At 35.1% G+C, this 24,406-nt stretch carries 25 protein-coding genes and 1 other annotated feature; of the genes, 16 read left to right on the forward strand and 9 right to left on the reverse strand.

The features are described 5' to 3' along the window. The first annotated feature begins 229 nt into the window (after positions 1–229). Complete coding sequence (locus ACFSCX_RS03300) at positions 230–2,008, forward strand: PAS domain-containing protein (RefSeq protein WP_377926680.1); 1,779 nt, start codon at positions 230–232, stop codon at positions 2,006–2,008. A 275-nt stretch (positions 2,009–2,283) separates the two neighbouring features. On the opposite strand, the gene ACFSCX_RS03305 is transcribed toward ACFSCX_RS03300, so the two are convergent. After that, positions 2,284–3,441, reverse strand: a complete 1,158-nt coding sequence (locus ACFSCX_RS03305) for an aminotransferase A (RefSeq protein ID WP_377926681.1) — start codon at positions 3,439–3,441, stop codon at positions 2,284–2,286. A 128-nt stretch (positions 3,442–3,569) separates the two neighbouring features. After that, the gene (locus ACFSCX_RS03310) at positions 3,570–4,952 is read right to left on the reverse strand and encodes a glycine--tRNA ligase (protein WP_377926682.1); all 1,383 of its coding nucleotides are present in this window, start codon (positions 4,950–4,952) and stop codon (positions 3,570–3,572) included. A gap of 56 nt (positions 4,953–5,008) precedes the next feature. Then, positions 5,009–5,187: a binding site (T-box leader), on the reverse strand. 124 nt (positions 5,188–5,311) lie between these two features. Here ACFSCX_RS03310 and ACFSCX_RS03315 point away from each other — a divergent pair. Beyond that, the gene (locus ACFSCX_RS03315; RefSeq protein WP_377926683.1) at positions 5,312–5,584 is read left to right on the forward strand and encodes a small, acid-soluble spore protein, alpha/beta type; all 273 of its coding nucleotides are present in this window, start codon (positions 5,312–5,314) and stop codon (positions 5,582–5,584) included. A gap of 117 nt (positions 5,585–5,701) precedes the next feature. Here ACFSCX_RS03315 and ACFSCX_RS03320 read toward each other — a convergent pair whose 3' ends face one another. Next, positions 5,702–5,887, reverse strand: a complete 186-nt coding sequence (locus tag ACFSCX_RS03320) for a DUF6954 family protein (RefSeq protein ID WP_377926684.1) — start codon at positions 5,885–5,887, stop codon at positions 5,702–5,704. A 179-nt stretch (positions 5,888–6,066) separates the two neighbouring features. On the opposite strand from ACFSCX_RS03320, the gene ACFSCX_RS03325 reads away from it, so the two are divergent. The 5 genes from ACFSCX_RS03325 (at position 6,067) to ACFSCX_RS03345 (ending at position 9,310) form a co-directional block, all read left to right on the forward strand. Beyond that, the gene (locus ACFSCX_RS03325) at positions 6,067–6,429 is read left to right on the forward strand and encodes a DUF2500 domain-containing protein (RefSeq protein WP_377926685.1); all 363 of its coding nucleotides are present in this window, start codon (positions 6,067–6,069) and stop codon (positions 6,427–6,429) included. Positions 6,430–6,441: 12 nt separating this feature from the next. Then, positions 6,442–6,687, forward strand: coding sequence for a glutaredoxin family protein (locus ACFSCX_RS03330; RefSeq protein WP_377926686.1), 246 nt, complete (start codon positions 6,442–6,444; stop codon positions 6,685–6,687). 183 nt (positions 6,688–6,870) lie between these two features. Next, positions 6,871–8,136, forward strand: coding sequence for a kynureninase (kynU, locus tag ACFSCX_RS03335; protein ID WP_377926687.1), 1,266 nt, complete (start codon positions 6,871–6,873; stop codon positions 8,134–8,136). Between the two features lie 21 nt (positions 8,137–8,157). Next, on the forward strand, positions 8,158–8,778 hold the full coding sequence (kynB, locus tag ACFSCX_RS03340; protein ID WP_377926688.1) for an arylformamidase: 621 nt from the start codon (positions 8,158–8,160) through the stop codon (positions 8,776–8,778). A gap of 202 nt (positions 8,779–8,980) precedes the next feature. Then, positions 8,981–9,310 (forward strand): hypothetical protein, encoded by a 330-nt coding sequence (locus ACFSCX_RS03345; RefSeq protein WP_377926689.1) that lies wholly within the window; start codon positions 8,981–8,983, stop codon positions 9,308–9,310. A 173-nt stretch (positions 9,311–9,483) separates the two neighbouring features. On the opposite strand, the gene ACFSCX_RS03350 is transcribed toward ACFSCX_RS03345, so the two are convergent. Together ACFSCX_RS03350 and ACFSCX_RS03355 are read right to left on the reverse strand one after the other, a co-directional pair. Then, positions 9,484–9,705 carry an IDEAL domain-containing protein gene (locus ACFSCX_RS03350; RefSeq protein WP_377926690.1) on the reverse strand — a complete coding sequence of 74 codons (222 nt, stop codon included), beginning with the start codon at positions 9,703–9,705 and terminating at the stop codon, positions 9,484–9,486. Positions 9,706–9,853: 148 nt separating this feature from the next. Next, positions 9,854–10,348 carry an Lrp/AsnC family transcriptional regulator gene (locus ACFSCX_RS03355; RefSeq protein ID WP_377926691.1) on the reverse strand — a complete coding sequence of 165 codons (495 nt, stop codon included), beginning with the start codon at positions 10,346–10,348 and terminating at the stop codon, positions 9,854–9,856. 200 nt (positions 10,349–10,548) lie between these two features. On the opposite strand from ACFSCX_RS03355, the gene ACFSCX_RS03360 reads away from it, so the two are divergent. Continuing rightward, positions 10,549–11,481 carry a DMT family transporter gene (locus ACFSCX_RS03360; RefSeq protein ID WP_377926693.1) on the forward strand — a complete coding sequence of 311 codons (933 nt, stop codon included), beginning with the start codon at positions 10,549–10,551 and terminating at the stop codon, positions 11,479–11,481. A 174-nt stretch (positions 11,482–11,655) separates the two neighbouring features. On the opposite strand, the gene ACFSCX_RS03365 is transcribed toward ACFSCX_RS03360, so the two are convergent. Beyond that, a complete protein-coding gene (locus ACFSCX_RS03365) occupies positions 11,656–11,811 on the reverse strand; it encodes a hypothetical protein (protein WP_377926694.1) in 156 nt (51 codons plus the stop codon). 364 nt (positions 11,812–12,175) lie between these two features. Here ACFSCX_RS03365 and ACFSCX_RS03370 point away from each other — a divergent pair, with 364 nt between their 5' ends. From ACFSCX_RS03370 to abc-f, 3 genes are all read left to right on the forward strand, one after another. Then, entirely contained in the window at positions 12,176–13,411 is a 1,236-nt protein-coding gene (locus tag ACFSCX_RS03370; protein WP_377926695.1) for a PLL family lectin, read from the forward strand. A gap of 71 nt (positions 13,412–13,482) precedes the next feature. Then, a complete protein-coding gene (locus ACFSCX_RS03375; protein WP_377926696.1) occupies positions 13,483–13,620 on the forward strand; it encodes an RAxF-45 family protein in 138 nt (45 codons plus the stop codon). Between the two features lie 161 nt (positions 13,621–13,781). After that, positions 13,782–15,677, forward strand: a complete 1,896-nt coding sequence (gene abc-f / locus ACFSCX_RS03380) for a ribosomal protection-like ABC-F family protein (RefSeq protein WP_377926697.1) — start codon at positions 13,782–13,784, stop codon at positions 15,675–15,677. Between the two features lie 37 nt (positions 15,678–15,714). Here abc-f and ACFSCX_RS03385 read toward each other — a convergent pair whose 3' ends face one another. Next, a complete protein-coding gene (locus tag ACFSCX_RS03385) occupies positions 15,715–17,010 on the reverse strand; it encodes an S-layer homology domain-containing protein (RefSeq protein ID WP_377926698.1) in 1,296 nt (431 codons plus the stop codon). A 131-nt stretch (positions 17,011–17,141) separates the two neighbouring features. On the opposite strand from ACFSCX_RS03385, the gene ACFSCX_RS03390 reads away from it, so the two are divergent. The 3 genes from ACFSCX_RS03390 to ACFSCX_RS03400 all read left to right on the forward strand — a co-directional run bounded on the left by ACFSCX_RS03390 (position 17,142) and on the right by ACFSCX_RS03400 (position 19,517). After that, a complete protein-coding gene (locus tag ACFSCX_RS03390; protein ID WP_377926699.1) occupies positions 17,142–17,627 on the forward strand; it encodes a GNAT family N-acetyltransferase in 486 nt (161 codons plus the stop codon). Positions 17,628–17,689: 62 nt separating this feature from the next. Beyond that, the gene (locus ACFSCX_RS03395) at positions 17,690–18,946 is read left to right on the forward strand and encodes an ATP-binding protein (RefSeq protein WP_377926700.1); all 1,257 of its coding nucleotides are present in this window, start codon (positions 17,690–17,692) and stop codon (positions 18,944–18,946) included. A 103-nt stretch (positions 18,947–19,049) separates the two neighbouring features. After that, on the forward strand, positions 19,050–19,517 hold the full coding sequence (locus tag ACFSCX_RS03400) for a DinB family protein (RefSeq protein ID WP_377926701.1): 468 nt from the start codon (positions 19,050–19,052) through the stop codon (positions 19,515–19,517). 110 nt (positions 19,518–19,627) lie between these two features. Here the strand turns inward: ACFSCX_RS03400 and ACFSCX_RS03405 are convergent, their stop codons facing one another. Further along, the gene (locus ACFSCX_RS03405) at positions 19,628–20,044 is read right to left on the reverse strand and encodes a hypothetical protein (RefSeq protein WP_377926702.1); all 417 of its coding nucleotides are present in this window, start codon (positions 20,042–20,044) and stop codon (positions 19,628–19,630) included. 219 nt (positions 20,045–20,263) lie between these two features. Between ACFSCX_RS03405 and ACFSCX_RS03410 the strand changes: the two genes are divergently transcribed. Together ACFSCX_RS03410 and ACFSCX_RS03415 are read left to right on the forward strand one after the other, a co-directional pair. After that, complete coding sequence (locus tag ACFSCX_RS03410; protein WP_377926703.1) at positions 20,264–21,589, forward strand: MFS transporter; 1,326 nt, start codon at positions 20,264–20,266, stop codon at positions 21,587–21,589. A 108-nt stretch (positions 21,590–21,697) separates the two neighbouring features. Further along, complete coding sequence (locus ACFSCX_RS03415) at positions 21,698–22,348, forward strand: glycoside hydrolase domain-containing protein (protein ID WP_377926704.1); 651 nt, start codon at positions 21,698–21,700, stop codon at positions 22,346–22,348. A gap of 243 nt (positions 22,349–22,591) precedes the next feature. On the opposite strand, the gene ACFSCX_RS03420 is transcribed toward ACFSCX_RS03415, so the two are convergent. After that, on the reverse strand, positions 22,592–24,373 hold the full coding sequence (locus ACFSCX_RS03420; protein WP_377926705.1) for a methyl-accepting chemotaxis protein: 1,782 nt from the start codon (positions 24,371–24,373) through the stop codon (positions 22,592–22,594). Positions 24,374–24,406 lie beyond the last annotated feature (33 nt).

Raw genomic sequence — 24,406 nt, forward strand, 5'->3', positions numbered from 1 at the left:
AAGGTGCTAAAAGCAGCAAGTTTGCAAGTTTTACAGATACTAAATGAAGGAAGAAGTGTGGAAAGTCGTTCTATTGAACTATTTATTTTTTAAAAAATAGGACTTTAGAAGATTGAAAATATAGTTAACTAAAAATGGGATTTACTGTATAATCATTTCAAATAGGATTCACCTCCACCTTAAAGACAATAAAAAGAGAGAAATAGTAAGGGAGGTAAGCGTAACAACAATGCATAATTCTATCTTAAATACAATTTTTACATGTAAACCTAATGGGACGATACTCTATGTTTCGTCTACTTGTATAGAATTATTAGAATATACACAAGAAGAATTGTTAGGTTTATCATTACAAGATTTTATCCATCCAGAGGATCGATATTTAGTCGAGAGCTTTTTTCATATACCAGAAACAAAAGAATGTACTGGGCGTCTAAAAACAAAAAAAGGTCCATTTGTATGGACTCAGTTTTCGATTTCTAAAATATATAACCGTGATTATAAGATTGTTGAAATCATTATTGATACAAAGATTATGCTACCTAAACTACAAGTTGAACAACCGACTATTAAATGCGATAGTGTTTTCAATGATGTTAACATTAAAAATCATTCTATATATGAGCTCATAGAGGAAGCCCCATTTGGGGTTATGATTAATAAATTTGGAAAAATTCAGTATATGAACAAAGAGACACAATCTTTACTCCATATTGGTGATCGTAAAGACTGGATTGGTCAAACTGTTCTCCAATTTATTGATGAAGAGTATCAAGATGTTGTGAGAAGTCGTATTGAACTTATTCAACAAGGTAAAAATGTTGGTGTAAATGAACAGAAGTGGAAAAGTGTTGAGAATAAGGAATTATTTTTAGAAGTAAAGGCGACTAGGGTCACCTTAGGTAATGAGTCATATGAATACGTAGTTTTAATGGATATTTCTTCTAGAAAACAGTTTCAAGAAGTGTTACAAATGAGTAGAGAACGCTATAGAAGGCTAGTGCAAAATTCCATTGATACGATAGGGGTTATAGTAGAAGATGAATGGGCTTTTATTAATGATTCAGGAGTTACCTCATTTGGTGCTAAATCCTATTCAGATATAGTTGGGCAGTCTATTTTTGATTTCCTCCATGTGGATGACCACGAGGCAATCAAGAAAAAGATCGAATTCGTCTTGCAGGAGAACAAAGAGATTGGACTGTCTGAAACAAAGTGGCATCGACTTAATGATACAATTATGCATGCCGAAATGGTTGCAATACCGGTAACTTTTCAACTAAAAAAAGGGGTTCAGGTCATTATCCGAGACATTAGTGAGCGTAAGGAAGCAGAGAAGCTTATGCTTGAATCTGAAAAGCTATCAATTGCTGGTCAATTAGCAGCGGGCATTGCCCATGAAATTAGAAATCCATTAACATCAATAAAAGGATTTATTCAACTAATGAAGTCAGGTGCTGTCGAGAAACAACAATATTATGAAATCATTTCAGCTGAATTGAATCGAATTGAGATTATTTTAAGTGAATTACTCATGTTAGCAAAACCACATAGTAGAGCATTTAATGAAGGAGATATCATTCAAATTCTAAATGATGTAATCTTTCTATTAGAGACTCAGGCAAACTTACATAGCGTTAGCATATCCCTCGAGTATGGTCAATTAAATGAGACCATAATCGTATGTGATGAGACTCAACTAAAGCAAGTATTTATTAATCTCATAAAAAACTCTATTGAAGCCATGCCAAACGGTGGGAATGTTCATATCAAAGTAAGTGATAGGGGGATGAATCAAATTCAAATCACTTTTAAGGATACGGGTATAGGGATGCCGCCATCATTACTAAATAAAATTGGAAGTCCATTTGTTACGACAAAAGAAAACGGAACTGGGCTTGGACTAATGGTAAGTTTCAACATTATTAAAAATCATAAAGGAAATGTCAACATTGTAAGTAGCGAAAATAAAGGAACAACCTTTACAATTGAATTGCCAAGATCATAAAAAATCGCCATCTTTTCAATAGAAATGGCGATTTTTTTTGCTTAAAAAGAAATTATATGTTTTGATTGTATCTTATTACAATGCGCTTTAGTCATCCGGCTCCAGCGCCCAGCCCCTTGAGGTCAAATAACCTGTCATGAATATAAGGGAAAGGTCGCCCTTTTCTTCATGACAGGTTATTTGCTTCTGCCTTAGGCTAAACGAGGCGCCCTGAGCCTTTTGTTCTGAAAGAAAGGATAAAATACAGATTTCGTGTTTTGTATCGTCTATCTAGATTACCTTATATGCGACAGAAATCGTTCCAAACGGTCCATTGCTTCTACAAGTATCTCCATTGAATAAGCATAAGACAGTCTTACATAGCCTTCACCATATTTTGAAAAGGCATCACCTGGAACCACCGCAACACGAGCTTCTTCTAGTAATCTTACAGCAAAATCGAATGAAGAAAGTCCAAATTTTTTAATGGATGGAAAGAAATAGAAGGCTCCACTTGGTTTTACTGTTTCAATTCCCATCGATTGGAGGCGATAATAAACATACTCCATTCGTTCTTGATAAACTTTCTTCATAGATAGGGCATCATCAATACCATTCGTTAAAGCTTCATATGCAGCCTTTTGTGAAATAGTTGTTGCACAAGAAACATTATATTGATGTACCTTTAATAAATGCTTGGCTAAATATTCTGGGGCAAATAGTAAGCCGATTCTCCATCCCGTCATGGAATGTGATTTTGATAAACCATTTATCACAATCGTTTTTTCTCTCATTTCATTGAAATGAGCAATTGAGGAGTGAGGACGATCAAAAATTAATTCACTATATATCTCGTCTGATAGGACAAATATATTTTTGTCTTTTAAAAGGTTTGTAATCTCTCCTAGCTCTTCGGTAGTTAACGATGCACCCGTTGGATTAGATGGGTATGGTAATACAATACACCTTGTTTTTTCTGATAAGTGAGGTTCAATTAAATCAGCTGTTAATTTAAATTCATTTTGGGTCGTGTCTATAAGAATAGGCTTTGCTCCACAGAGATGAATAATTGGTTCATATCCTGGATAAACAGGCCCAGGTAAAAGGACTTCGGTGTTAGGTTCAAGGATTGTTCTAAACGTACAATCGATTGCTTGACTAGCCCCAATAGTGACAATTACTTCAGATGTAGGATTATATACTAGGTTATATTTTTTTTTGACAAACTCGGCAGCTGCTTCCCTCAGTTCTAGGAAACCTGCATTATGTGTATAATTTGTAAAGTTTTCTATGATTCCATTGATTCCTGCTTGTTTCACATGTTCTGGTGTTTGAAAGTCAGGCTGTCCGATAGTCAATGAAATAACATCTTCGTATGTAGAAACCATGTTAAAAAATTTACGAATTCCAGATATTTGAATATTTTTGACTGTTTGATTAATTAAATGCTCCACGTTACATCGCTCCTATGTAATACTGCCTATCATTTTACCATGTGGGACATAAAAGTCATACTTTTTCCTTTGTGAAAAGAGAATAAGAAAGAGATAGAAGTTACCCTTCTATCCCTTACATCATTTTGTTAAAACTGGAGCTTTTCTTCAATATAAGATTTAAGCTCATTTATTGTTATTCTTTGCTGTTCCATAGTATCACGGTCTCTTATTGTGACAGTATGGTCCTGTTCTGAATCAAAATCATATGTGATACAGAAAGGAGTCCCAATTTCATCCTGACGGCGATAGCGTTTTCCGATTGACCCAGATTCATCGTAGTCTATCATGAAATATTTGGCCAGTTCAGAGTATACGTTTTGAGCTCCTTCTGATAATTTTTTGGATAATGGAAGAACAGCTGCCTTAAATGGGGCGAGTGATGGATGTAATCTCATTACTGTCCTAGACGTACCATCCTCAAGACCTTCTTCTTCATAAGCATCGATCATAAATGCTAAAGTTACACGATCTGCTCCTAAAGAAGGCTCAATACAATATGGTATATACCGTTCGTTTGTTTCCTGATCAATATAGTTGAAATCTTCACCAGAGAACTGTGCATGTTGCTTTAAATCATAATCGGTTCGTGAAGCAATTCCCCATAGTTCACCCCAACCAAATGGAAATTTATATTCGAAATCGGTTGTTGCATTACTGTAATGGGAAAGCTCATCATCTGAGTGATCTCGAAGACGAAGATTCCCTTTATTAATTCCAAGCGAAAGGAGCCACTCGTTTGCAGTCTCTTTCCAAAAATTAAACCACTGAAGTTCTTCTCCGGGCTTACAGAAAAACTCTAACTCCATCTGTTCAAATTCTCTTGTGCGGAATGTAAAGTTTCCGGGAGTAATTTCGTTCCGGAAGCTTTTTCCTACTTGGGCAATACCAAACGGTAATTTCTTTCTCATGGACCTTTGCACATTTTTAAAGTTTACAAATATTCCTTGTGCTGTTTCAGGGCGAAGATATATTTCGTTGGTGCTCGTTTCTGTAACCCCTTGGAACGTTTTAAACATTAGGTTGAACTGGCGAATAGTTGTAAAGTCTTTGCTTCCGCATTCAGGGCACGAGATTTCATTTTCTTTAATAAGTTCCTCCATTTTCTCAAATGGCAATCCATCTACAATAATCTCTTGTCCTTTTGCTTCAAGAGCATTCTCAATTAGTTTATCCGCTCTATGTCTTGCTTTACAGTTTTTACAATCAATCATCGGATCATTAAAGTTGCCTAAATGGCCAGAAGCTTCCCATGTCTTTGGGTTCATCAAAATCGCTGCATCTAATCCTACATTGTATGGAGACTCCTGTACAAACCTTTTCCACCAGGCTTTTTTAATATTGTTTTTAAGTTCTACACCTAGTGGTCCATAATCCCATGTATTGGCCAAGCCTCCGTATATTTCAGATCCCGGGAATACGAATCCTCTATGTTTTGCATGAGACACTACTTGTTCCATTGTTTTTGTCATAACGATTTTCTCTCCTTTAAAATAAATAAAAAACTCTCGTCTCTAGGCCACAATAGCCTAGGGACGAGAGTTATGTTCCCGCGGTTCCACCCTAGTTGGTTTGAAAAAACAAACCCTCTTTTCATAAAATTCGCTCAGGATCGCCGTTTCTCCATTCATCATCATCAGGCTTTCACCATCCCTGATTCGCTATAGATGATTGGAATAGATACTATTCATCCGTCACAGCAACTTATTAATAGAATTTCATATAAACATAATATTACCAAAAAATAAAAATGATAGTCAATGTTTAATCAAAAACATTTGTGTATTTAAACAGGATATGTGTAAAACATAGTATAAAGGAGGCGAAATAAATGGGGCGAAGAAATCGAAAGCTGTTAGTACCAGAAGCTAGGGATGGATTAAATCAGTTGAAATACCAAGTAATGGAGAATGAGGGGTATCACATTCACCCCCAAAACAACAAGCAGCTGAATCTAGAGATTGCAAAAGAGCAAGGAATACAAATGAACCGTTCATATAATGGGGAAATGACTGCTAAAGAGGCAGGGAAAATTGGTGGACCGATTGGTGGGAAGTTAGTGGCTGAATTAATTAGGATGGGGAAAAATCAGCTTAATAAATAAGGTGATAGACGAGGATTCACACAAGCGAATCCCCGTCTTTATGAAATATATCTTCTTCTAAACATATATAAGTTTGTAATAAATAGCGAAGGAATTATAGTGACCCATAGCTTTTCGCTATTTTCTAACTTTTTGAAGAGCTTTTTTTAATGTGATTGATAGAATAATATACAATAAGATGATTGCTACTACTGTTACCATTCTCTCGTGAATGGAACCGTCAGCTAAAAGTACCGGGCCTAATCCAAAGAATGTAACTAAGATATATAAGAAAACAAATAAAATATACAAAAACCACTTCATTACGATTCCCCCAATAATTGCTTCTTATAATAAGTAACGTCATATTAAGATAAAAAGTTACATTGTCACATTATAATTTGATAAAGTTATTGTAGAAGATCATACACAGCTGTTTTGACAAAAACTGAAACCTTCTATATATAGAATGCGTATATATTATAATAAAGGAGGGGGACTCTATGGTACACGATCCTTTTGGAGGGCCACCAGCGTTTTTTAATTTTTTTATGGTTGTCATTCCAATCTTGGTAATAGGTGGGTTTATTTTTATTATTGTAAAAGGTCTTTCTACTTGGGCAACTAATAATGCTTCCCCTGTATTAGTAGAACGAGTGATAGTAGTATCCAAAAGAACAAAAGTTTATGGCGGGGGAGAAACGAATGCTCGAACAGCTTACTTTGTCACTTTTGAATTCATTGAAAGCAAAAATCGCCTTGAGTTACAAGTTTCTGGACAAGAGTCAGGATTACTCATAGAAGGGGATATTGGAGACCTAACATATCAAGGTACGAGATATAAAGGATTTAATAGAATTCAATAAAGGAGAATGTAAATGAGTTATAATGTAATTATTTATACACAAGAAACATGTCCTCCATGTCACGAAGAGAAGCTTTGGTTTAAAGAGCATGGCATTCAGTATGAAGAGAGAGATATTCGAAAGAATCCAGAGTACCTTGATGAAGTGATTCAATTAGGAGCTGCTGCCACACCAGTCACTGTTGTTAAATCAGAAATAGGAGAAGAGGTAATTTACGGATTTGACTATGAAAAATTATCCAAGCTGTTACAAACTTAAATGGGCCGCATAGGCTCTTTTTTTGTTAAAGATTCTTTGTTGAATAAGTAGATTTGCTTCATATCCAATAAAGTTTATTCTTTTGGATAAAAAAGTCAAAAAAAATTAAAGGATTTTGAATATGTGTTCACGAAGCTATTAATAATAGATAAAGATTAAAAGAATGAGTGAATGGGGTATTCGATGGAACAATATTTAGTAACAGCAAGATTACTGGACGCTCAAGATCCGTTAGCAAGTTTTCGAAACGAATTTTATTTGAAAGATCAAACTATTTATCTAGACGGAAACTCTTTAGGACTATTATCAAAAAGAGCAGAAAAAAGTTTGATAGGGGTTCTGAATTCTTGGAAGGAACATGCAATCGATGGTTGGATGAAGGGTGATAATCCATGGTTCTATCTTTCAGAAAATTTAGGTAATCAGATGGCGAAACTGATTGGTGCCTATGAAAATGAAGTCATCGTTACTGGTTCAACAACCGTGAATTTACATCAAATGATTGCTACTTTTTTTCAACCAACGAATCAGAAAACAAAAATACTTGCGGACGAATTAACGTTTCCTTCAGATATTTATGCAATCAAAAGTCAGCTTGAATTAAATGGTCTGAGTCCTGAGAAACATCTAATCCAAGTGAAAAGCCAAGATGGCTTTACTTTAAAAGAGGATGACATAATTAATAATATGACAAGTGATGTTAGCCTCGTCATATTGTCATCTGTTCTATATCGTAGTGGTCAACTTCTAGATATTAAGAGATTAGTTAACGCAGCTCACGAACGTGATATTATCATCGGTTTTGATTTAGCACATTCTATTGGTGTTATTCCTCATAATTTTCAGGAAAGTAAGCCAGACTTTGCTTTTTGGTGTAATTATAAATATGTCAATAGCGGCCCTGGATCTGTTGGAGGGTTATATGTAAATAACAAGCATTTTGGCAAAGCACCTGGACTAGCCGGATGGTTTAGCTCAAATAAGTCTAAGCAATTTGATATGAAACACACACTTGAGCATGAAAATCATGCTGGGGCTTACCAGATTGGTACACCTCATCTTTTAAGTATTGCACCATTAATAGGATCGTTACAATTATTTGAAGAGGCAGGAATCCAAAATATTCGAGAAAAATCGTTAAAACTTACAGATTTTCTGATGCAATTAATAAAAGAAGAGCTGGAAGAATTTGAAATCATCAATCCTACTTTGGAAAATGAGAGAGGAGGACATGTTTGTCTTCAACATGAGGATGCAGCGCGTATTTGTAAAGCGTTGAAAGAAAATGAGGTTATTCCAGATTATCGTGAGCCGAATTTAATTAGACTTGCTCCAATTGCCTTTTATACATCATTTGAAGAGGTATGGGAAACTGTAAAAAGATTGAAACACATAATGGATACAAAAGCATATGAAAAGTTTAAAAATGAACGGGAGATTATCGCTTAATAAGTAGCGTTGGAGGTATATATGGGTTGGATAGATATTTCAATGCCTTTGAATGAAACCACGGCTGTTTGGCCAGGAGATACAAGGTTTCTTTTTTCATTAAACTGGTCGAAACAACATACTGGATCAGTAAATGTAGGTAAGATAGAAATGAGTACACATACCGGGACTCACATTGATGCACCCTATCATTTTGATGACAGTGGTAAAAAAATTCATGACTATAATTTAGAAAGATTTATAGGTAATGCTCTTGTAGTTAGTTTAGAGACTAAAAAGAGTATTTGTATCGATGATGTAGTTGACATCGATACTCAAGGTGTCGAGAAATTGTTACTTAAAACGAATGCATGGAAGGATAGGTCCATTTTTCCAGATTCTATTCCCTGTATTGAACCAGGAGTGGCAGAGTGTTTAGCTAGGAAAGGAATCAAATTACTAGGACTAGATTTGCCTTCTGTCGACCCAATCGATAGTAAGGAATTGGTTGCACATCATGAGCTCGCTTCACAGGATATTCTGATTTTAGAAGGATTAGTCCTTAAGGATGTAAATCCTGGCCACTATGAAATGGTAGCAGTTCCCTTGTCAATAAAAGGTGGAGATGCAAGTCCAGTTCGTGCTATAATTAGACCTTTATAATTTTCTTATGATTTATTTAAATTAGTTTAACATATGGACAGTAAAAAGTAGAAAAAGGAAAACTTTACCGAAAGGAAGGACGACGCTAAGGCAATGGGTCTATGTTGTAGAAAGACGATAAGTTCCTGGCTATCAAGTTTTACACATATTACTTCCCCTTTTGGTAATGTCCCTGATCCCATTTAGATTGGAGGATGTTATCATGTTGTATGAAAAACGTGAGCTTTTAAGACGATTAGAAAAATTTAATAAACTTATATTAACCGAGCAAGACCACCCAAGTTCTGTCACAAGCTTTGTAAGCTTTTTTAGACAGTTACTGAGGAGCTCGATTCCTAGAGAATTGTTACCGGTCCGTGAGCTTGTTACTATATTAAAATATGAGAAGCCCAATATATTCCATATGATGAAACGGCAAGCACATCAGGATCTTTTACTTGAATTTCTAACAAGCATGGATATGGACTTACAACTAGCAAGAAATAAAGTAGAGCAAATAATAAAGGATAGTAAGGACAGAAAGAACACGTAGAAGTGTTCTTTTTTTTGATTGAAGGATAAAAATACACTGTTTAGTATCTTAATTGAGCCAGGCACTCGATTATGGTTAAATAGCCTGTCAAAGCCTTGTTCTTAACAAGCGGCAAAGAAAAAAGAACACCAAAATGGTGTTCGATTATACTTTATGTTTTGAAATATTTAATGTTATGAAAGAAGTTGGGTATATCGTCTAGACAATTCTAAAAATTCTTTTTTATCTCCTCGTTCTAAGGCTTTATCTATTTGTTTCATGAGTCTTTGCCGGTTAAATATTAGAATGGATTGATCTAATATTAGCTTCGCGGCAAGGGAAAATTCAGATTCATCTTCTGTGTGATCACATACTATCATTAGTTCGTTTTTAGGTTCCTGTTGGTATTGACTCATTATGATTCCTCCTTTGCCTTTTTACTATTATCAATGGAAATCAAAAATTTGTAAAGTAATTTTTAGAAAATTTTAAATATTTATTTATTTACTTATACCTTCAATGTTTGCTAAACATGATGAAAATTTGAAACTTTACTATAGTACACTATAGATCTTCATTATGATTATCCACTATAGGTAAGACAGTCGAATACTTAATTTCTCTTAGTCCTAAGCTGGTTTGGATTTTCGTGATCCCAAGCTTATTTAATTTACGAATAAAAGCTTGTAAATCTTTTCGATCTTTATTTGCAACCTTTAACAGATAATCATACTCCCCTGTTAAACAGTGACATTCTAATACCTCTGGCATTTGGCGAAAAGCTTCTTCTAAAATATCTAATTTCTCCGCATGATGGATATTTGAACTTATAAAGACAAAACATAATAAATCAAAACCTAATCTCTCAGGGTTTAAGATTGCTACATGCCGATTAATATAACCTTCATTTTCTAATCGTTTAATTCTTGTGTGGACAGCTGGTGAAGATAAATTTACTCGTCTAGCGATTTCTGCATTACTTACGTGTGCTTGCTTTTGCAGAATGTCTAAAATTTGAATATCCACTTTATCAAGCACCTTACTGACGATTGATTCCATCAAAACGCCTCCTTTAAATTATTTCATAATTAGCCGTTTATCATAGCTTAAAGCAGAAGAAAATAAATGAAAAGTCTAAGAAACTTTAATTTGTTTTGATTATTATCTATTATACAAAAGATTGTTTAGGATATTAATCTTTAATGTTAAAGTTATTAATATACTAGCTGGCGATATGAAGATACATGGGGGAGTTAGGGATGCGCTTTTTCTATTTTGGATTATTACTTTTGACGAGCTTTTTGTGGGCAGGAAATTTTATCGTAGGAAAATGGCTTGTCGGGCATGCTTCTCCAATGACGTTAACAATGCTACGTTGGCTAATTGCTGTCTTGTGTTTACTTCCTATTGTATGGGCAGTTGACAAAAAGCCTTTCCCCCCTCGAAAGGCTGTTTTTCCGTTGATATTAATGGGGCTGACAGGGGTTGTGTTATTTAATGTTTTACAGTTTATGGCGTTAGAGCATACGTCTGCGACAAATGTAGGGTTAATTTCCACCTTAATTGCCCTATCAATTGCTTTTTTTTCGTTTATATTCCTTAAAGAAAAATTAACTTTTTTTCAGATTACAACGATGTTCATTTCGCTATTTGGTGTATTGCTTGTCTTAACAAATGGCAATAGACAACTATTAGTTTCTCTAGAATTTAATCTAGGAGACGTATATATGATCGGAGCTGTTTGTATATGGGGAATTTATGTTGTCCTCAGTAAATGGGCAATGAATTACACTTCACCCATGATGGCTACATTGTACTCTGGAATCTTTGGCCTACTGATTGTATTGCCGTTTAACCTTTCAGATTTTACTGTTACCAATATTAATGCGACCTTCGTTTATTCGATATTATACACTGGTGGAATCTCAACAGTCGTGTGCATTGTACTTTGGAATATAGGGGTGAAAAAATTGGGAGCAACGACAGCAGGACTTTTTCTTAATTTCAACCCAATTTTTACAATGATCTTAGCTTTTCTTTTACTTGAAGAAAGAATGACATTTATACAAATTCTTGGGAGTGTCATTGTGATTACTAGCTGCTATTTATTTACATATAATAAAAAGAAGGCCTATTCTTCTAGAAAACAAGTCCAACATACGATACAACGAAAAGTGGAAAGAGGAGGCTAGGAGCTACAGAGTGCAATACTTGAAGAACATACACAATAAAAAACGCTTGAATCTTTCTTCAAGCGTTTTTTATGTGCTCAAAATTAACTGTCTTTTGATTTGCGGAAGTATAAATTTGGATTTTCTCCACAATAAAGAAACTAGTTATTTAAAGGGGATGTATTCTTTACCATCTTATCTTTCGTTTTGTTGTTTTTCTATGTAATCATTTCGTTCCATTCCATCAGATAATTCTTCAGCAAACTCGTGGGCTGATGGGAGTTCTGAATTTTTTAGATCAGTTGAAGATAAATTGTTATTAGGTGCAGCCTCATTATTCCATTTACTCATTGAAAGTACCTCCATAATCCATAATTGTGGTTCTGATTATATTGTTTTATAAGTTTCAAACTTTTATTCTTTAATTGGTGGTTTATCGAATAATACACTAATGAATCGTAGGGATGAAAAATGGAAAGCGAAGCTTACATGATTAAGTAGCAAATTAAATTTTAATTAGGAGATAACAATTATTCAAAATCTCTAAGAGTAACTCTAATTACGTATTTATTCAGAGCAGCTAATGGCTGCTCCATTTTTTTGCCTAAACCTATGCAATCCATAAAAAATTGCAATAAAATGACCAAGATATACATATGGATGATAATGGAGAAATGTTTAGATTTTCAAATTAAACGAATGGGGGTATTTGAGCGTGGCATATTCACCTCATCATTATACTGGTATGTATCGTCCTACACATCCTGGAGAACAGGAATTTCTACAGTATTATTATTATGTATCCTCAAGGCAACCAAATGATCAGCTTCGAATAGTATGGAATGAAATCAAGGATGATCTGAAAAAATTAGCAGATGGGTTACAAGAATTCAATGTGAATCGTGGTATTTCAAGGTATTTATTTCGTTTAGCAGTAGAGTTTACGATTTCAAATAAAGCAAAAATACAAGGATCTCTTAGTCAAAGGACAAATCAGGTCTATGAAAGGTTCACATCTCAGAATGTTTGGGTTTCCCATTTTTTAAGAGCTTATGGTGTACCACAACAGAAAATAGAACAAGTATTTAAACAAGTGATTCGTTTAGCCTTAGAGAACGTTGAAGTTGTTCCAGAAAAAAACTGGAGTGATTGGGAATCGCTCGGTGGCTTTCTGACCTCAGGACCTACCGCCTCTTCATGGGGGAGAAATAGGATAGATGTGTTTTCGAGAGGAAGAGGTCAGCAAATGTATCATATTTATTGGAATGGATCAAGATGGAGCGATTGGGAATCTCTTGGTGGTAAGTTAACCTCATCACCAGCAGCAGTGTCATGGGGACCAAATCGAATCGACGTATTTGTAAGAGGGGAAGATCAAGCACTTTATCATAAGTGGTGGGATGGTTCTAGTTGGAGTGATTGGGAAAATCTTGGTGGACAGCTAACGTCGTCTCCTGCAGTCGCTTCATGGGGAGAAAACCGATTAGATGTATTTGCTAGAGGGTCAAATAGAAGACTTTATCATAAGTATTGGAATGGCTCAAGATGGAGTGGATGGGAGGATTTGGGAGGAACTCTGACGTCGGCACCAGCAGCCATATCATGGGGGAAAAATCGAATTGATGTTTTTGCACGAGGACAAAACCGTCATTTATATCATAAGTGGTGGGACGGCTCTAGTTGGAGTGATTGGGAGAACCTTGGTGGTTCGTTGACATCTAGTCCTGCAGCAACATCACAAGGACAAAACCGAATTGATGTCTTTGCAAAGGGAGATCAAAATGAACTAATTTATAAGTATTGGGATGGTGATAGCTGGAGTGAATGGGATAAACTTCAGGGGTCTTTAACATCAGAGCCTGCAGCAGTTTCATGGGGAAGAAACCGAATAGATGTTTTTGCAAGAGGGCAAAATCAACAACTTATTCATACATGGAAATCGGGGAGTTAAATAATAAAATCATTTGTCTTTAGAAACTTAACCATGTATAATAATGGTAACTATTTAAGGAGGTGAAAGAGATGGTTTATGCTGTTGCTATTCGTACACAATTGCTTCAATTTATTTACAATTGTCGTGCGATTATTTTTGCATTTGTTTTCCAAGGGAGAAGTCTGCCCTTTTTTAGCAAATGCATAGCAACATCACACATCTCTTAAACCAAAACGGATACAGGATATTTGGACTAGAGATGCCTTTTTGGCATCTTTTTTTCATACATTCGATTTAATAGATAATGATTGTTTTGTCTATTTAAAAAGCCATGGGTATCAGGAGATACTCATGGCTTTTTCATTTCATTTTTAAGGAGCGATATTAGATGATAATTTGCACAGTTTCAGATATAAAAAAAATATATGGTGGTACTACGATTATTGAATCATTAAGTTTTGACATACAGGAAGGGCAACGTATCGGCCTTGTTGGTCCAAATGGAGCAGGAAAGACAACAATCCTGAAATTAATTGCTGGAGAAGAGTCTCTAGATGGTGGTGCTATTCATCGTAAAAAAAGATTAAAGGTTGGTTACTTATCTCAACTACCTTCATATACAGCTGATATGACTGGACGTAATGTTCTGGAATTGGCGTTTAACCACGTAATTGCACTCGAACAAAAGATGCAGCAGTTAGAGGTAAGGATGACAGATCCAACAATAAACGAGGAGACATTATCGGAAATTTTAGCTGAATATGGACAAAGCCAAGAGGAATATACACATATCGGTGGATATGAAATGGAATCTTCATTAAGTGCGGTTGCAAGTGGTTTAGGAATTGAACCTTTATTAAACCAATCTTTCAATCTCATGAGTGGCGGGGAGAAGACGAAAATTTGTATAGGATTATTGTTGTTACAACAACCAGATTTATTATTGTTAGATGAACCGACTAATCATTTAGACGTTGAAGCCATTGAATGGCTTGAAGACTACTTAAGGAGGGAGAATGTTACGGCTGTAGTTGTATCACATGACCGTTATTTTCTAGATCAAGTTGTAACGCATATTTATGATTTAGATGAAGGGGAAGTAACAAGTTATCACTTGAATTATTCGAGCTTTGTTGTGGAAAAAGAAAAGAGGCTCATGGATCAATTTGCAGCCTTTAATGAACAACAGAAACGAATAAAAAAAATGAAGGATTCGATAAGGAGATTAAGACAATGGGGAAATGAATCAGGAAATGAAAAGTTTTATCGAAAAGCGAAGAGTATGGAAAAGGCGCTAGAAAGGATCGAAAAGATTAAACGACCCATACTAGAAAGAAAGAAGATAAATCTTGAACTAGAGATAACGAATCGGAGTGGAAATGATGTGTTTATTTATGAAAATGTTACCCAAATTTTTAATAGTATAGATCTAATTCATCATTTCTCATTCGCTCTTCGCCACAAAGAAAGAGTAGCAATTGTAGGGAAAAATGGTACTGGGAAATCAACCTTAATTAAAATGTTAACCGGTGAAATCACTCCTTCAATTGGATCGATTCAAGTGGGCAGTAATGTGAAAATGGGGTATTTATCTCAGCATATATTTGAAGAAGAAGCCGACCAGTCAGTAATAGATGCCTTCCGCGAGCAAGTTCCCTGTCTAGAAGGGGAGGCAAGACAAATTCTTGCTAAGTTTCTGTTTTATGGAGCTTCCGTATTTAAGAAAATCAATCAATTAAGTGGTGGAGAACGAATGCGATTACGATTAGCTCAACTAATGTATCAGGATATTAATGTGCTTCTCCTTGATGAACCGACCAACCACTTAGATATAGATTCAAAGGAAGTTCTTGAGGACGCTCTAACTGATTTTGAAGGAGCTATTTTATGTGTATCCCATGATCGATATTTCTTAAATAAAATTTTTAATCAAATTTTATGGTTAGAGAACAAGGAGATTACTCATTATATAGGCACGTATGATGAAGCAAAGCTGAAAAGAATAAAAATGATTGGGAGTAATGATGATGCAAAACTAAAGAAAAAGGATAAAAGTATTACTTCAAACAAAATGAGCACAATGTCCCATCAAATTGCCGGAAGAAGCCTAGATGAGATTGAATATAGTATTGAGCAGCTAGAAGAAAAGAAATTGGTGATTCAACGTGAAATGATGAGTGTAAATGATTTAGACCGTTTGCATGATTCACAGAGACATCTTGAAGACATAGAAACCCAACTTGTGAATTTATATAATGACCTTGAATCACTGCTAGACTCATAACAGAAATCCCCCCAAACAATAAAAAGGGGGGATTTTCCTATTCTTTCATGAGAGACAATAAATAGGTTCTATATAAAAATGCAGCAAATTGTGCTCGAGTCGTATTCATATCAGGTTTGAAAGACCCATCTGTATATCCTGTTGTTATTCCTAGTGACGCAAGTGTAGTGATATATGAGTATGCCCAATGGTTTGTATCAACGTCAGTAAATGTTACTTCTGTCTGTTCATTAAAATGATAGGCAGTCATTAAAATTTTGGCCATTTGTGCCCTGGTAAGAGGTGAATCTGGATTAAAGAATTCCCCCTTTTGAAAAATTCCAGCCTCGGTAAGCTTAGCTATCGCCATATATGCAGGGTGAGACTCGTCAATATCCTTGAAGTAAGGATTAGCAGGTATTGATTGATCAAGATTCAAGACGTTGTACAGTACATGTGCAGCCTCTGACCTAGTAATAGGTAGGTTAGGTCCGAACGTATTATCTGTAATCCCAGGTAATAACTCTGAACGAGCTAGTAGATAGATGGCTTCCTTTGCGTAATGATCTTCAGGAACATCCGTAAAGACAATCTTTTCATTTTCCTCGTACTCTTTTAAAAAGGTATTCGCCATTAGTTGATACCCTTCAACAGTTGGATGTACGTCAAGCGGATTGGGTAAATATTTTATTGGATCTTCATCAAACACATGGTACATTGAGACGTAATGCACGTTTGAAAGCGTGGCTGCTGTTTCTATAGCGGTGTTAATAGAAACTGTGGCAGCTTTCATTATATTTTGTTGTTCAACTGTCCCGTGTGGAAAGGAGAAATAATAGCCAATTAAGTAAATCGTCGAGTCAGGGTTTAATTTTTTAATTTCACTAACAATTGAGCTTATATTTGCGGATATTTGTTTTAAAGTTAGGATTGCCGTTTGTGCATCAATGTTAACTGTTAATGTTTGTTTATCTACAAAATTTAGAAAATCATTTGCACCAGCTTGTATCGTAATGATTGATGCTTGCTTGATTTGATCAGTAATAGGTAATTTATTTCGGGTGACATTATTAACAATATCATCTAATACTTGATGGGTTGTATATCCACTCGTCGCAAAATCATCAACATACGTAGATAATGATCCGTTTTCTAATAGACTTTCAGCAATGAAATCCGTGTAGCTATTCCCAAATTCCCCGTCAGAATTTAATCCAGCAGGAAGAGAGTCACCGAGCGCCAAATAAAATTCTTTTTTTTGAAAAGCATTGGTTTGTAATGGAACCAATGTAACAGATACAGTTAAAAATATTAGACAAACTAGTCTGATACTATACATCAAACTCTTTTTCAAAGGCTTCACCGCTCTTTCTGTTTAATTTAACCCGTTCATAATATTCTCGATTTAGATGAATCATTCCTTTATTTTTTTTCTCTTTGTGATATGATTTTTTTGGATATTTTGACATGAAGAGGGAGAGGAATATGCGAATTGTAAATAAAAGGGATGTAGACGAGGGGCATGTATTACGATTTTTTATAGAGCATTGGGGTAGTCCAGAGATGATCGTATCAACTGGTGTTTACCAGTGTCATAAATTAGATGGGTATATTATGATGGATGATAATCAAATGATTGTCGGGCTAATTACCTTTGCTTGTGATCATGAAGATGAAGAATTAGAAATCATCTCACTCGATAGTATTGTGGAAAATAAAGGGATAGGAACGGAGCTATTGCAAACAATAGAACGTGAAGCTAGAAATAGAAAATGCAAAATAATTAAACTGATTACGACGAACGATAACGTAAAAGCTTTAAAATTCTATCAAAAAAGAGGCTACGTTCTATCAAAATTGATGGTAAATGCTGTTGAAAAAGCTAGAACTTATAAACCAGAAATTCCACTAATAGGGAATGATGGAATTCCGATAAGAGATGAGATTGAACTAATGAAAGTGATGGATTGAGGAGATGTCTCCTCTTTTTTCGTATAGTTATTTTGCGAAGCGTTAGTTTGGAGGAAAATGTATTGATAACACTTATTAAACCTCTAATTGTAAATATAACAATAATATTTTCTTTAACATTTAATGCAAATTTATTTTTTCCGTTTCATAGAGGAAAAAAAATAAGTTTAAAACAGAAGATTATTTACGGATTATTAAGTGCATTTGCCGGTTTATTATGTATGTCCTATCCTGTTGAAGTATTAGGGGAGACAAATTTTGATTTTCGAATGATTATGATTCTAGTCATAACCTTGTATGGAGGATTTTTACCTGGGCTAATTTGTACAGTCATTATTCTAATAGGAAGAATCTTTCTTGTCGGAGGAAATTTCGCTTCTGTAGGGGTCATTGTGTGTATCTTAGCATTTATTATTTCGATGCTATTTAGATCGACATATATTAGAGCGACTAATAAATTATTATTTGCTGTTTTAGTATTAAGTTGTTACCTATTATCATACATATTTGTTATCTACCAGGCCGTAGATTTTCTTGATACGAAATTTTACATCATTTACTTCTCTAGTTTTACCGCTACGTTTTTTTTCCTTATCGTTGTGATTGAGCGTCTTATCCATGCGAATAAAAGGCTAGATGAGGATGTATATCTTGATAAACTAAGTACAGTCGGACAAATGGCTGCGTCTTTTGCACATGAAATAAGGAACCCAATTACTACGGTTAGAGGTTTTATTCAGTTTTTAGAAAAGGAAACAACCGATCGAAGACTCAAGCAATACTCACCGTTAATATTAGAGGAATTGGATCGAACAAATGAAATTATTACGAACTATTTAACCTTGGCAAAACCTGAAAAGATAAAATTAGAGCCGGTATGTTTAAATGTTATTATCGAGAAATCCGTTGAATTGATACGCCCCTTAGCCTCCTATCATGATGTGGATCTAGTAATAAAAATGTCTGAAGAGTATGAAGTTTTTGCAGATAGTAATCATTTAAAACAAGTTTTTCTAAATTTAATAAAAAATGGAGTTGAATCAATCGAGAAGGGGGGATGTGTGTTTGTTGCAACATCCAAAGGTGAAAAAAAAGGTACTGTCCAAGTCATTATAGAAGACAATGGAAAAGGAATGACTCCAAAGCAATTAAAAAAAATGGGTTTACCATATTATACAACGAAGACAAAAGGGACTGGACTTGGTAGTATGATTTCGAATCGTTTAATTCGTGAAATGAATGGGAATATTCAATACTCAAGTGCGCTAAATGAAGGTACTAAGGTTATTGTTACTTTACCTCTACATATCAAAAAATAAGCGGAGTTTTGTAAAGTCATAAGAAAAAGGATTCCTCGTGCTTATAGTAGAATTAGTAAGTGGAGTTGAAAGAAAACACCCTTAACATTGGAGGTAATGACAAATGATAGATTCACATGAACAAGTGATGAAGGAGCAAGCTTCATTTGTAAATTGGGTAAAATCCCTATCAAAAATGTCAAATGAACAATGGTTTATGCCTTATTCCGAGGGAAAATGGTCAAGCTCTGAAATTATTTCTCATTTGTTAAGCTGGGATCAATTTTTAATTAGTTTGAACATCATGAAAATTCAAGAAGGGGATGTACTTCCGTCATTTCCACCTATACAAGAGGTGAATGAAAAGGCAGCACATTATGCAAGAGAAATAGTGTCAAAGGATGAGTTAATTCATCAGTTTGTGGAAACTAGAAAACGATATATGAATCAACTTTCAACTATAGGTGAAGAAGATTATTCACGTTCTTTTAAAATTGGTACATTTGAATTTACTATTTTATCGTTAATCGAGGATTTTCAGGGGCATGATCACCACCATCAAAAGCAAATTCAATTAGTACTAAGCCAATAAAGAATCTCCCTCTTTTAAAGGGGGAGATAATTACTAAATGTAAATGGATGTTCTTGTAAATCAAATGGAAGTACGAATGGTCCAATAAATCGTTCAATAATAGTTGCTTCTCATCTTCCTGTCGGCCTATTAAGCTCTGCAAGGTCTTTCGTAATAGGATCTACAGTGTACCATCCTTGAGTCACCTGATTATTTTCATCTAGTTCATTATCCATCACATCATAAACATGAATTACATATCTTCCATCCTCAAGCTCTGAATCATATAGGACTATTGTATTGCTAGTAGCAGATATGTTTAGGTGCTCGCGAACTAACGCTTCAGCATCAGTCGTTGAGATCCTATCAGCTGTTCCATCCACTTCATCTCTAGAATCTGTTAATAAAGCATCACTATTATGTGCTTCGGCCTGTTCTCCTTCAAACATACCTTCTTCTTGATTGGATTGCTCAGGGGCAGGATCCATTTGCGGTGTACATCCTCCAATCAGCCATGTACTTATGATTAGAATGAAAAGACGTCCCATTTCCTTCTTCCTTTCTGTGTATATGTTATCTTTAGTCTGTAGATTAACACATGAGATTATACTCATTTAACTTTTATCACTAACCACAATCTTAATCATTTCCTTCTTTCAACAGATTTTATTTCTGATTGTAAATTTTTTGTAAAAGAAGAGGGAAGTAAGGAACGGGGGTCGTATTTAAATAATAACCAGTTATGAAGATAGGGGAGAGATGTGTGTATGAGTAATGGTGATATTATGAGAGAGGTTCAACCTACAGAGAGAAAGACGATGGCGCTGTATTTTTCTTTGCCGATTCTTTCATGGGCTTTATATGATTTTGCTAATACTATTTTTTCGTCGAATATTACCACTATATTCTTTCCGTTTTATCTACAGGAGGTAATAGGAGATAATGAGGTCTTAAATCAAATAGCAAGTACATTTATTACGTATGCTAATGCACTTGCAAGCTTCTTTTTAGTCCTATTTTCTCCTTTATTTGGAGTATTAATTGATAGAACCAATCAGAAGAAAAAATATTTAGTACCATTTGCACTTATCTCGATTATTGCTACGATTCTTATGGGAGTATTTGCACCCATTCAAGCAGACACACAAATTTTAGGTTTACCATTAGGACTATTGCTAGTGCTTGCTGCATTCGTTGTTGCTAAGTTCTTCTTTAATTCGAGCCTTGTCTTCTATGATACGATGATTTCGGATATCGGAAACGAACGAGAAATTCCCCTTATCTCAGGATATGGTGTTGCGGTAGGATATTTAGGAACATTAGTTGGATTAACAGTCTACCCGTTTGTCGGAAACGATAACTTCCATGAAGCTTTCATACCTACTGGGATTTTATATTTATTATTTTCGTTACCTATATTCTTCTTTTTCAAGGATCAGCCTAGAAAAGCTGTTGTGGAAAAGAAGAGCTTTCTTAGTGGATACGGAGAGATTCTTCAAACGTTTAAAGAAATGAAAAAACATAAATCGATCTTTTTGTTTATGATTGCCTATTTCTTTTTTAATGATGCGATAGCAACTGCTATTGCTGTTATGGCAATCTATGCAAGTGCCATCGTAGGTTTCACGACAGGAATGTTCATTTTACTTTATTTAGTTTCTACTATTTCTAGTATTATTGGTTCCTTCCTGTTTGGTTATATTACGAAAAGGATAGGTGCCAAAAGTGCTGTAACAATGGTTGCAACTATTTTAATTATTGCATTAATTACCGCTGTGTTAGCAACAAATCAAGGGCTATTTTGGATAGCGGGTAGTTTATATGGTGTTGCAATGGGGGCTATGTGGGTCACATCTAGAACACTTATTGTAGAATTAACCCCAACAGATAAACGGGGACAATTTTTTGGACTGTTTGCTTTCTCGGGTAAAATATCATCCATTATCGGTCCATTAATCTATGGTACGATTACACTTGTTTTAGCTGAACATGGAAATATAGCAAGTCGTATTGCCCTTTCATCCTTATTACTTATGGTCATTATTGGTTTAGTTTTTCATGTGAGGGTTCCATATCAAAAAGTAAAAATTTAGTAAAAGGCACATAGAAAACTGCCTCATTTCTTTTATTAACTTATGAACATGAACAGTGACCTTCCTACATATAAATGAACTAGTCTGGTGATAAGGTGGGGGAGGCAGATGGCACGGAAAATATGGGGAGTTGACTCAGCTGCAAGAGTGACAGAGATATTGTATTCATGTGTAACATCGAATTTTGGCAGCCCTAAATATTGGGGAAGATATTTAACAGATGTTCCAAACGTTTCTGATGGCTTAACAAGAGAAGAGATTTCTTTTCTACGTACTAAAGGCACGAAGGTGTTACCCATTTATAATGTATTTAGGACGGCAATCGGTTATGATAAAGGACAAATCGCAGCTAGAAATGCAGTCTTTCATGCACGAAGGCTAGGTTTCCCAACAGATACAGTATTATTTGCAAATGTTGAAAACTTCTTTGAAGTGGACAGTGCTTGGATTCGCGGCTGGGTTGAGAGCTTGCTCCCAACAGGCTATCGTCCAGGAATATATCATGATCCAGTAAAAGGAGAATTTAGTGCTGCATATTGCCAAGCAGTTCAAGAAAATAACCAGGTTGCTAGCCAAGTGATCTTATGGAGCGCGGAACCAGAACCTGGTGTAACAAAAGAAAGAAACGCCCCAAGATTCAATCCTAAAGCACCTAATTGCCAAGGTAACGTATGGTTATGGCAATATGGACGTGACTCTGCACAATGTTCCATTGACACAAATTTAGCGGATGAGCGAATTCTAAAATATTTGTGTTAAAAGAAGACCCTGCCTATGAATACATAAGCAGGGTCATCCTATGTTAAAAGAAAAAGGGAGAGTACCCTATTCTCTTTAAGGAATATTTGCTTTGCCTGATATTGCAGGATGTAGCTCAGCTAGACGGAGAAGCAGGAGGTTGATTTTTGCCTGAGCCTTAACGATTGGTACTGATTCTAGCACTAGTTAGCCCTAAAATGTCCAAGATATCCTTCCAATTGGACCTTCCTTATGCTTTTGTTATTACTCTACCTTGAAAGATTTTACGCCTTCAAGCAGTTCCTCTGACATTGAACGAAGTTCCTCAGCTCCTACATTAATCTGTTGTACCATTGCACTTTGATTCGTAATGTCTGAAGTAAATTCGTTCACTGAATCAAATGCTTGCTTCGTAATGGTATTTACCTCTTCCATTAGTGACATGATGTGTAGTTTATTTTGAGTAATTTGTGTTGTTGCTCTTTCAACAACACTCATTTGAGCTGTGATTTTTTGAATTGATTCCATTGCCTGTTCAATCGTATTGCCTGTCTTAGTCACCGAAACACATCCCGCATGTATTTCATTTGTTCCATGCTCGATTGTTTGAATGGAAAGTGTTGCTTTTTCTTTTAAATCAAATAATAATTGTTTAATTGTTTCAGCGGCCTTGCCAGATTGATCTGCAAGTTTTCGAACCTCTTCAGATACGACTGCAAACCCCTTGCCTTGTTCACCTGCACGTGCTGCTTCAATAGCAGCGTTTAATGCAAGTAGATTTGTTTGATTCGCAATTTCAGTAATAAAGGAAACAAAATGATTAATATCATTAATTTTTAAATCAAGTTCCTTCATTACGACTGTTGAAGCATGCTGGGCACTTTCGATGTTTTTCATTTGACTTATTGCTGTCTGAATATGGTGTTTACCGGTAATAGACAATTGAGATGCCTCGTCATAGGAGCGTGAAACAGATTTGATACTAGAAGTAATATGATCAATATCAAGACTTATTTCGTTCATCTTTGATGAAACTTCTTCATTAAGCTCCTTTTGCTTTGTTGTTCCTTTTGATAATTCATGCACTGTATGAAGGATTGTTTCGGTAGATGCAGCAGTTTCCATAGTATTATTAAATAGTTCTTTTGAAAATTGAGTAACTTGTTTAGAACTTAGTGTAATTCCCTTCACCATTTGTTTTAGCTGCTGAATCATAGTCGAAACAGCTCTTGTCGTGTGACCAATTTCATCCTTCTTAAGAGAATTTAATTGTACTGTAAAATCGCCAGTTTGGACCTGTTTAACTTTCTGTTGTAGTTCTTTCAAAGGTCTAACCATTTGTTTTGATAGTACATATATGATGACGATTATAATGAGCAGGTTAATAACGATAAAGATACTGACTTTTAGTCTTTCCTTAGAAATTAGTTCATAAATATTTGAAGCATCAAAATCTCCGCCAATGATACCGATTACTTTATTTTCAGAATTCTTAATTGGCAAATAAGCTGAAATTAATGCACCGTATTCATCCGTGTAATCTAATTCGCCAATATGTGCTTCACCTCTTTCAAATGTTTCAATGATTAGAGGAAAGTCATTTTCTTCAATAGCACCTAGCTCAGAGACATCCTCGTAGTCAAGTGGTGCACCATCTACCACATAAAAATATTCGTACGAATCTTCTTTTGTACGCCTTCCCATCGTGTAGAGATACTTTAGACCATTTGTCTCCTTAATGGTAGTTAACCTTTCTCTTAGTTCATAGTAGTACTCGTTTGGTTGACCAGTTGGATCAATAGACTGATACTTTTCAATATCTATGGTAGATAATGCATGCTGAGTAATCTTTTCAGCTTGATTACTAACAGATTGAACAGCCAGACTTATAGATGAAGAATAAATAAAATAGCCTAAAAGTGTACTAGATATAATGAAAAGTATGGAGAAGAAAAGTAGCATTTTTGTTTGTAGGCTTTTCATGTTTTGGGTATTCGCTCCTTTAATGAGAATAATAGACAATTCATTATAGTATAATTTTTCCATTTAATCCATAATATGAATTCTACCAGCTTGTAC

This window comes from Bacillus salitolerans (genome assembly GCF_042680805.1).
Classification (GTDB): Bacteria; Bacillota; Bacilli; order Bacillales; family SA4; genus Bacillus_CJ; species Bacillus_CJ salitolerans.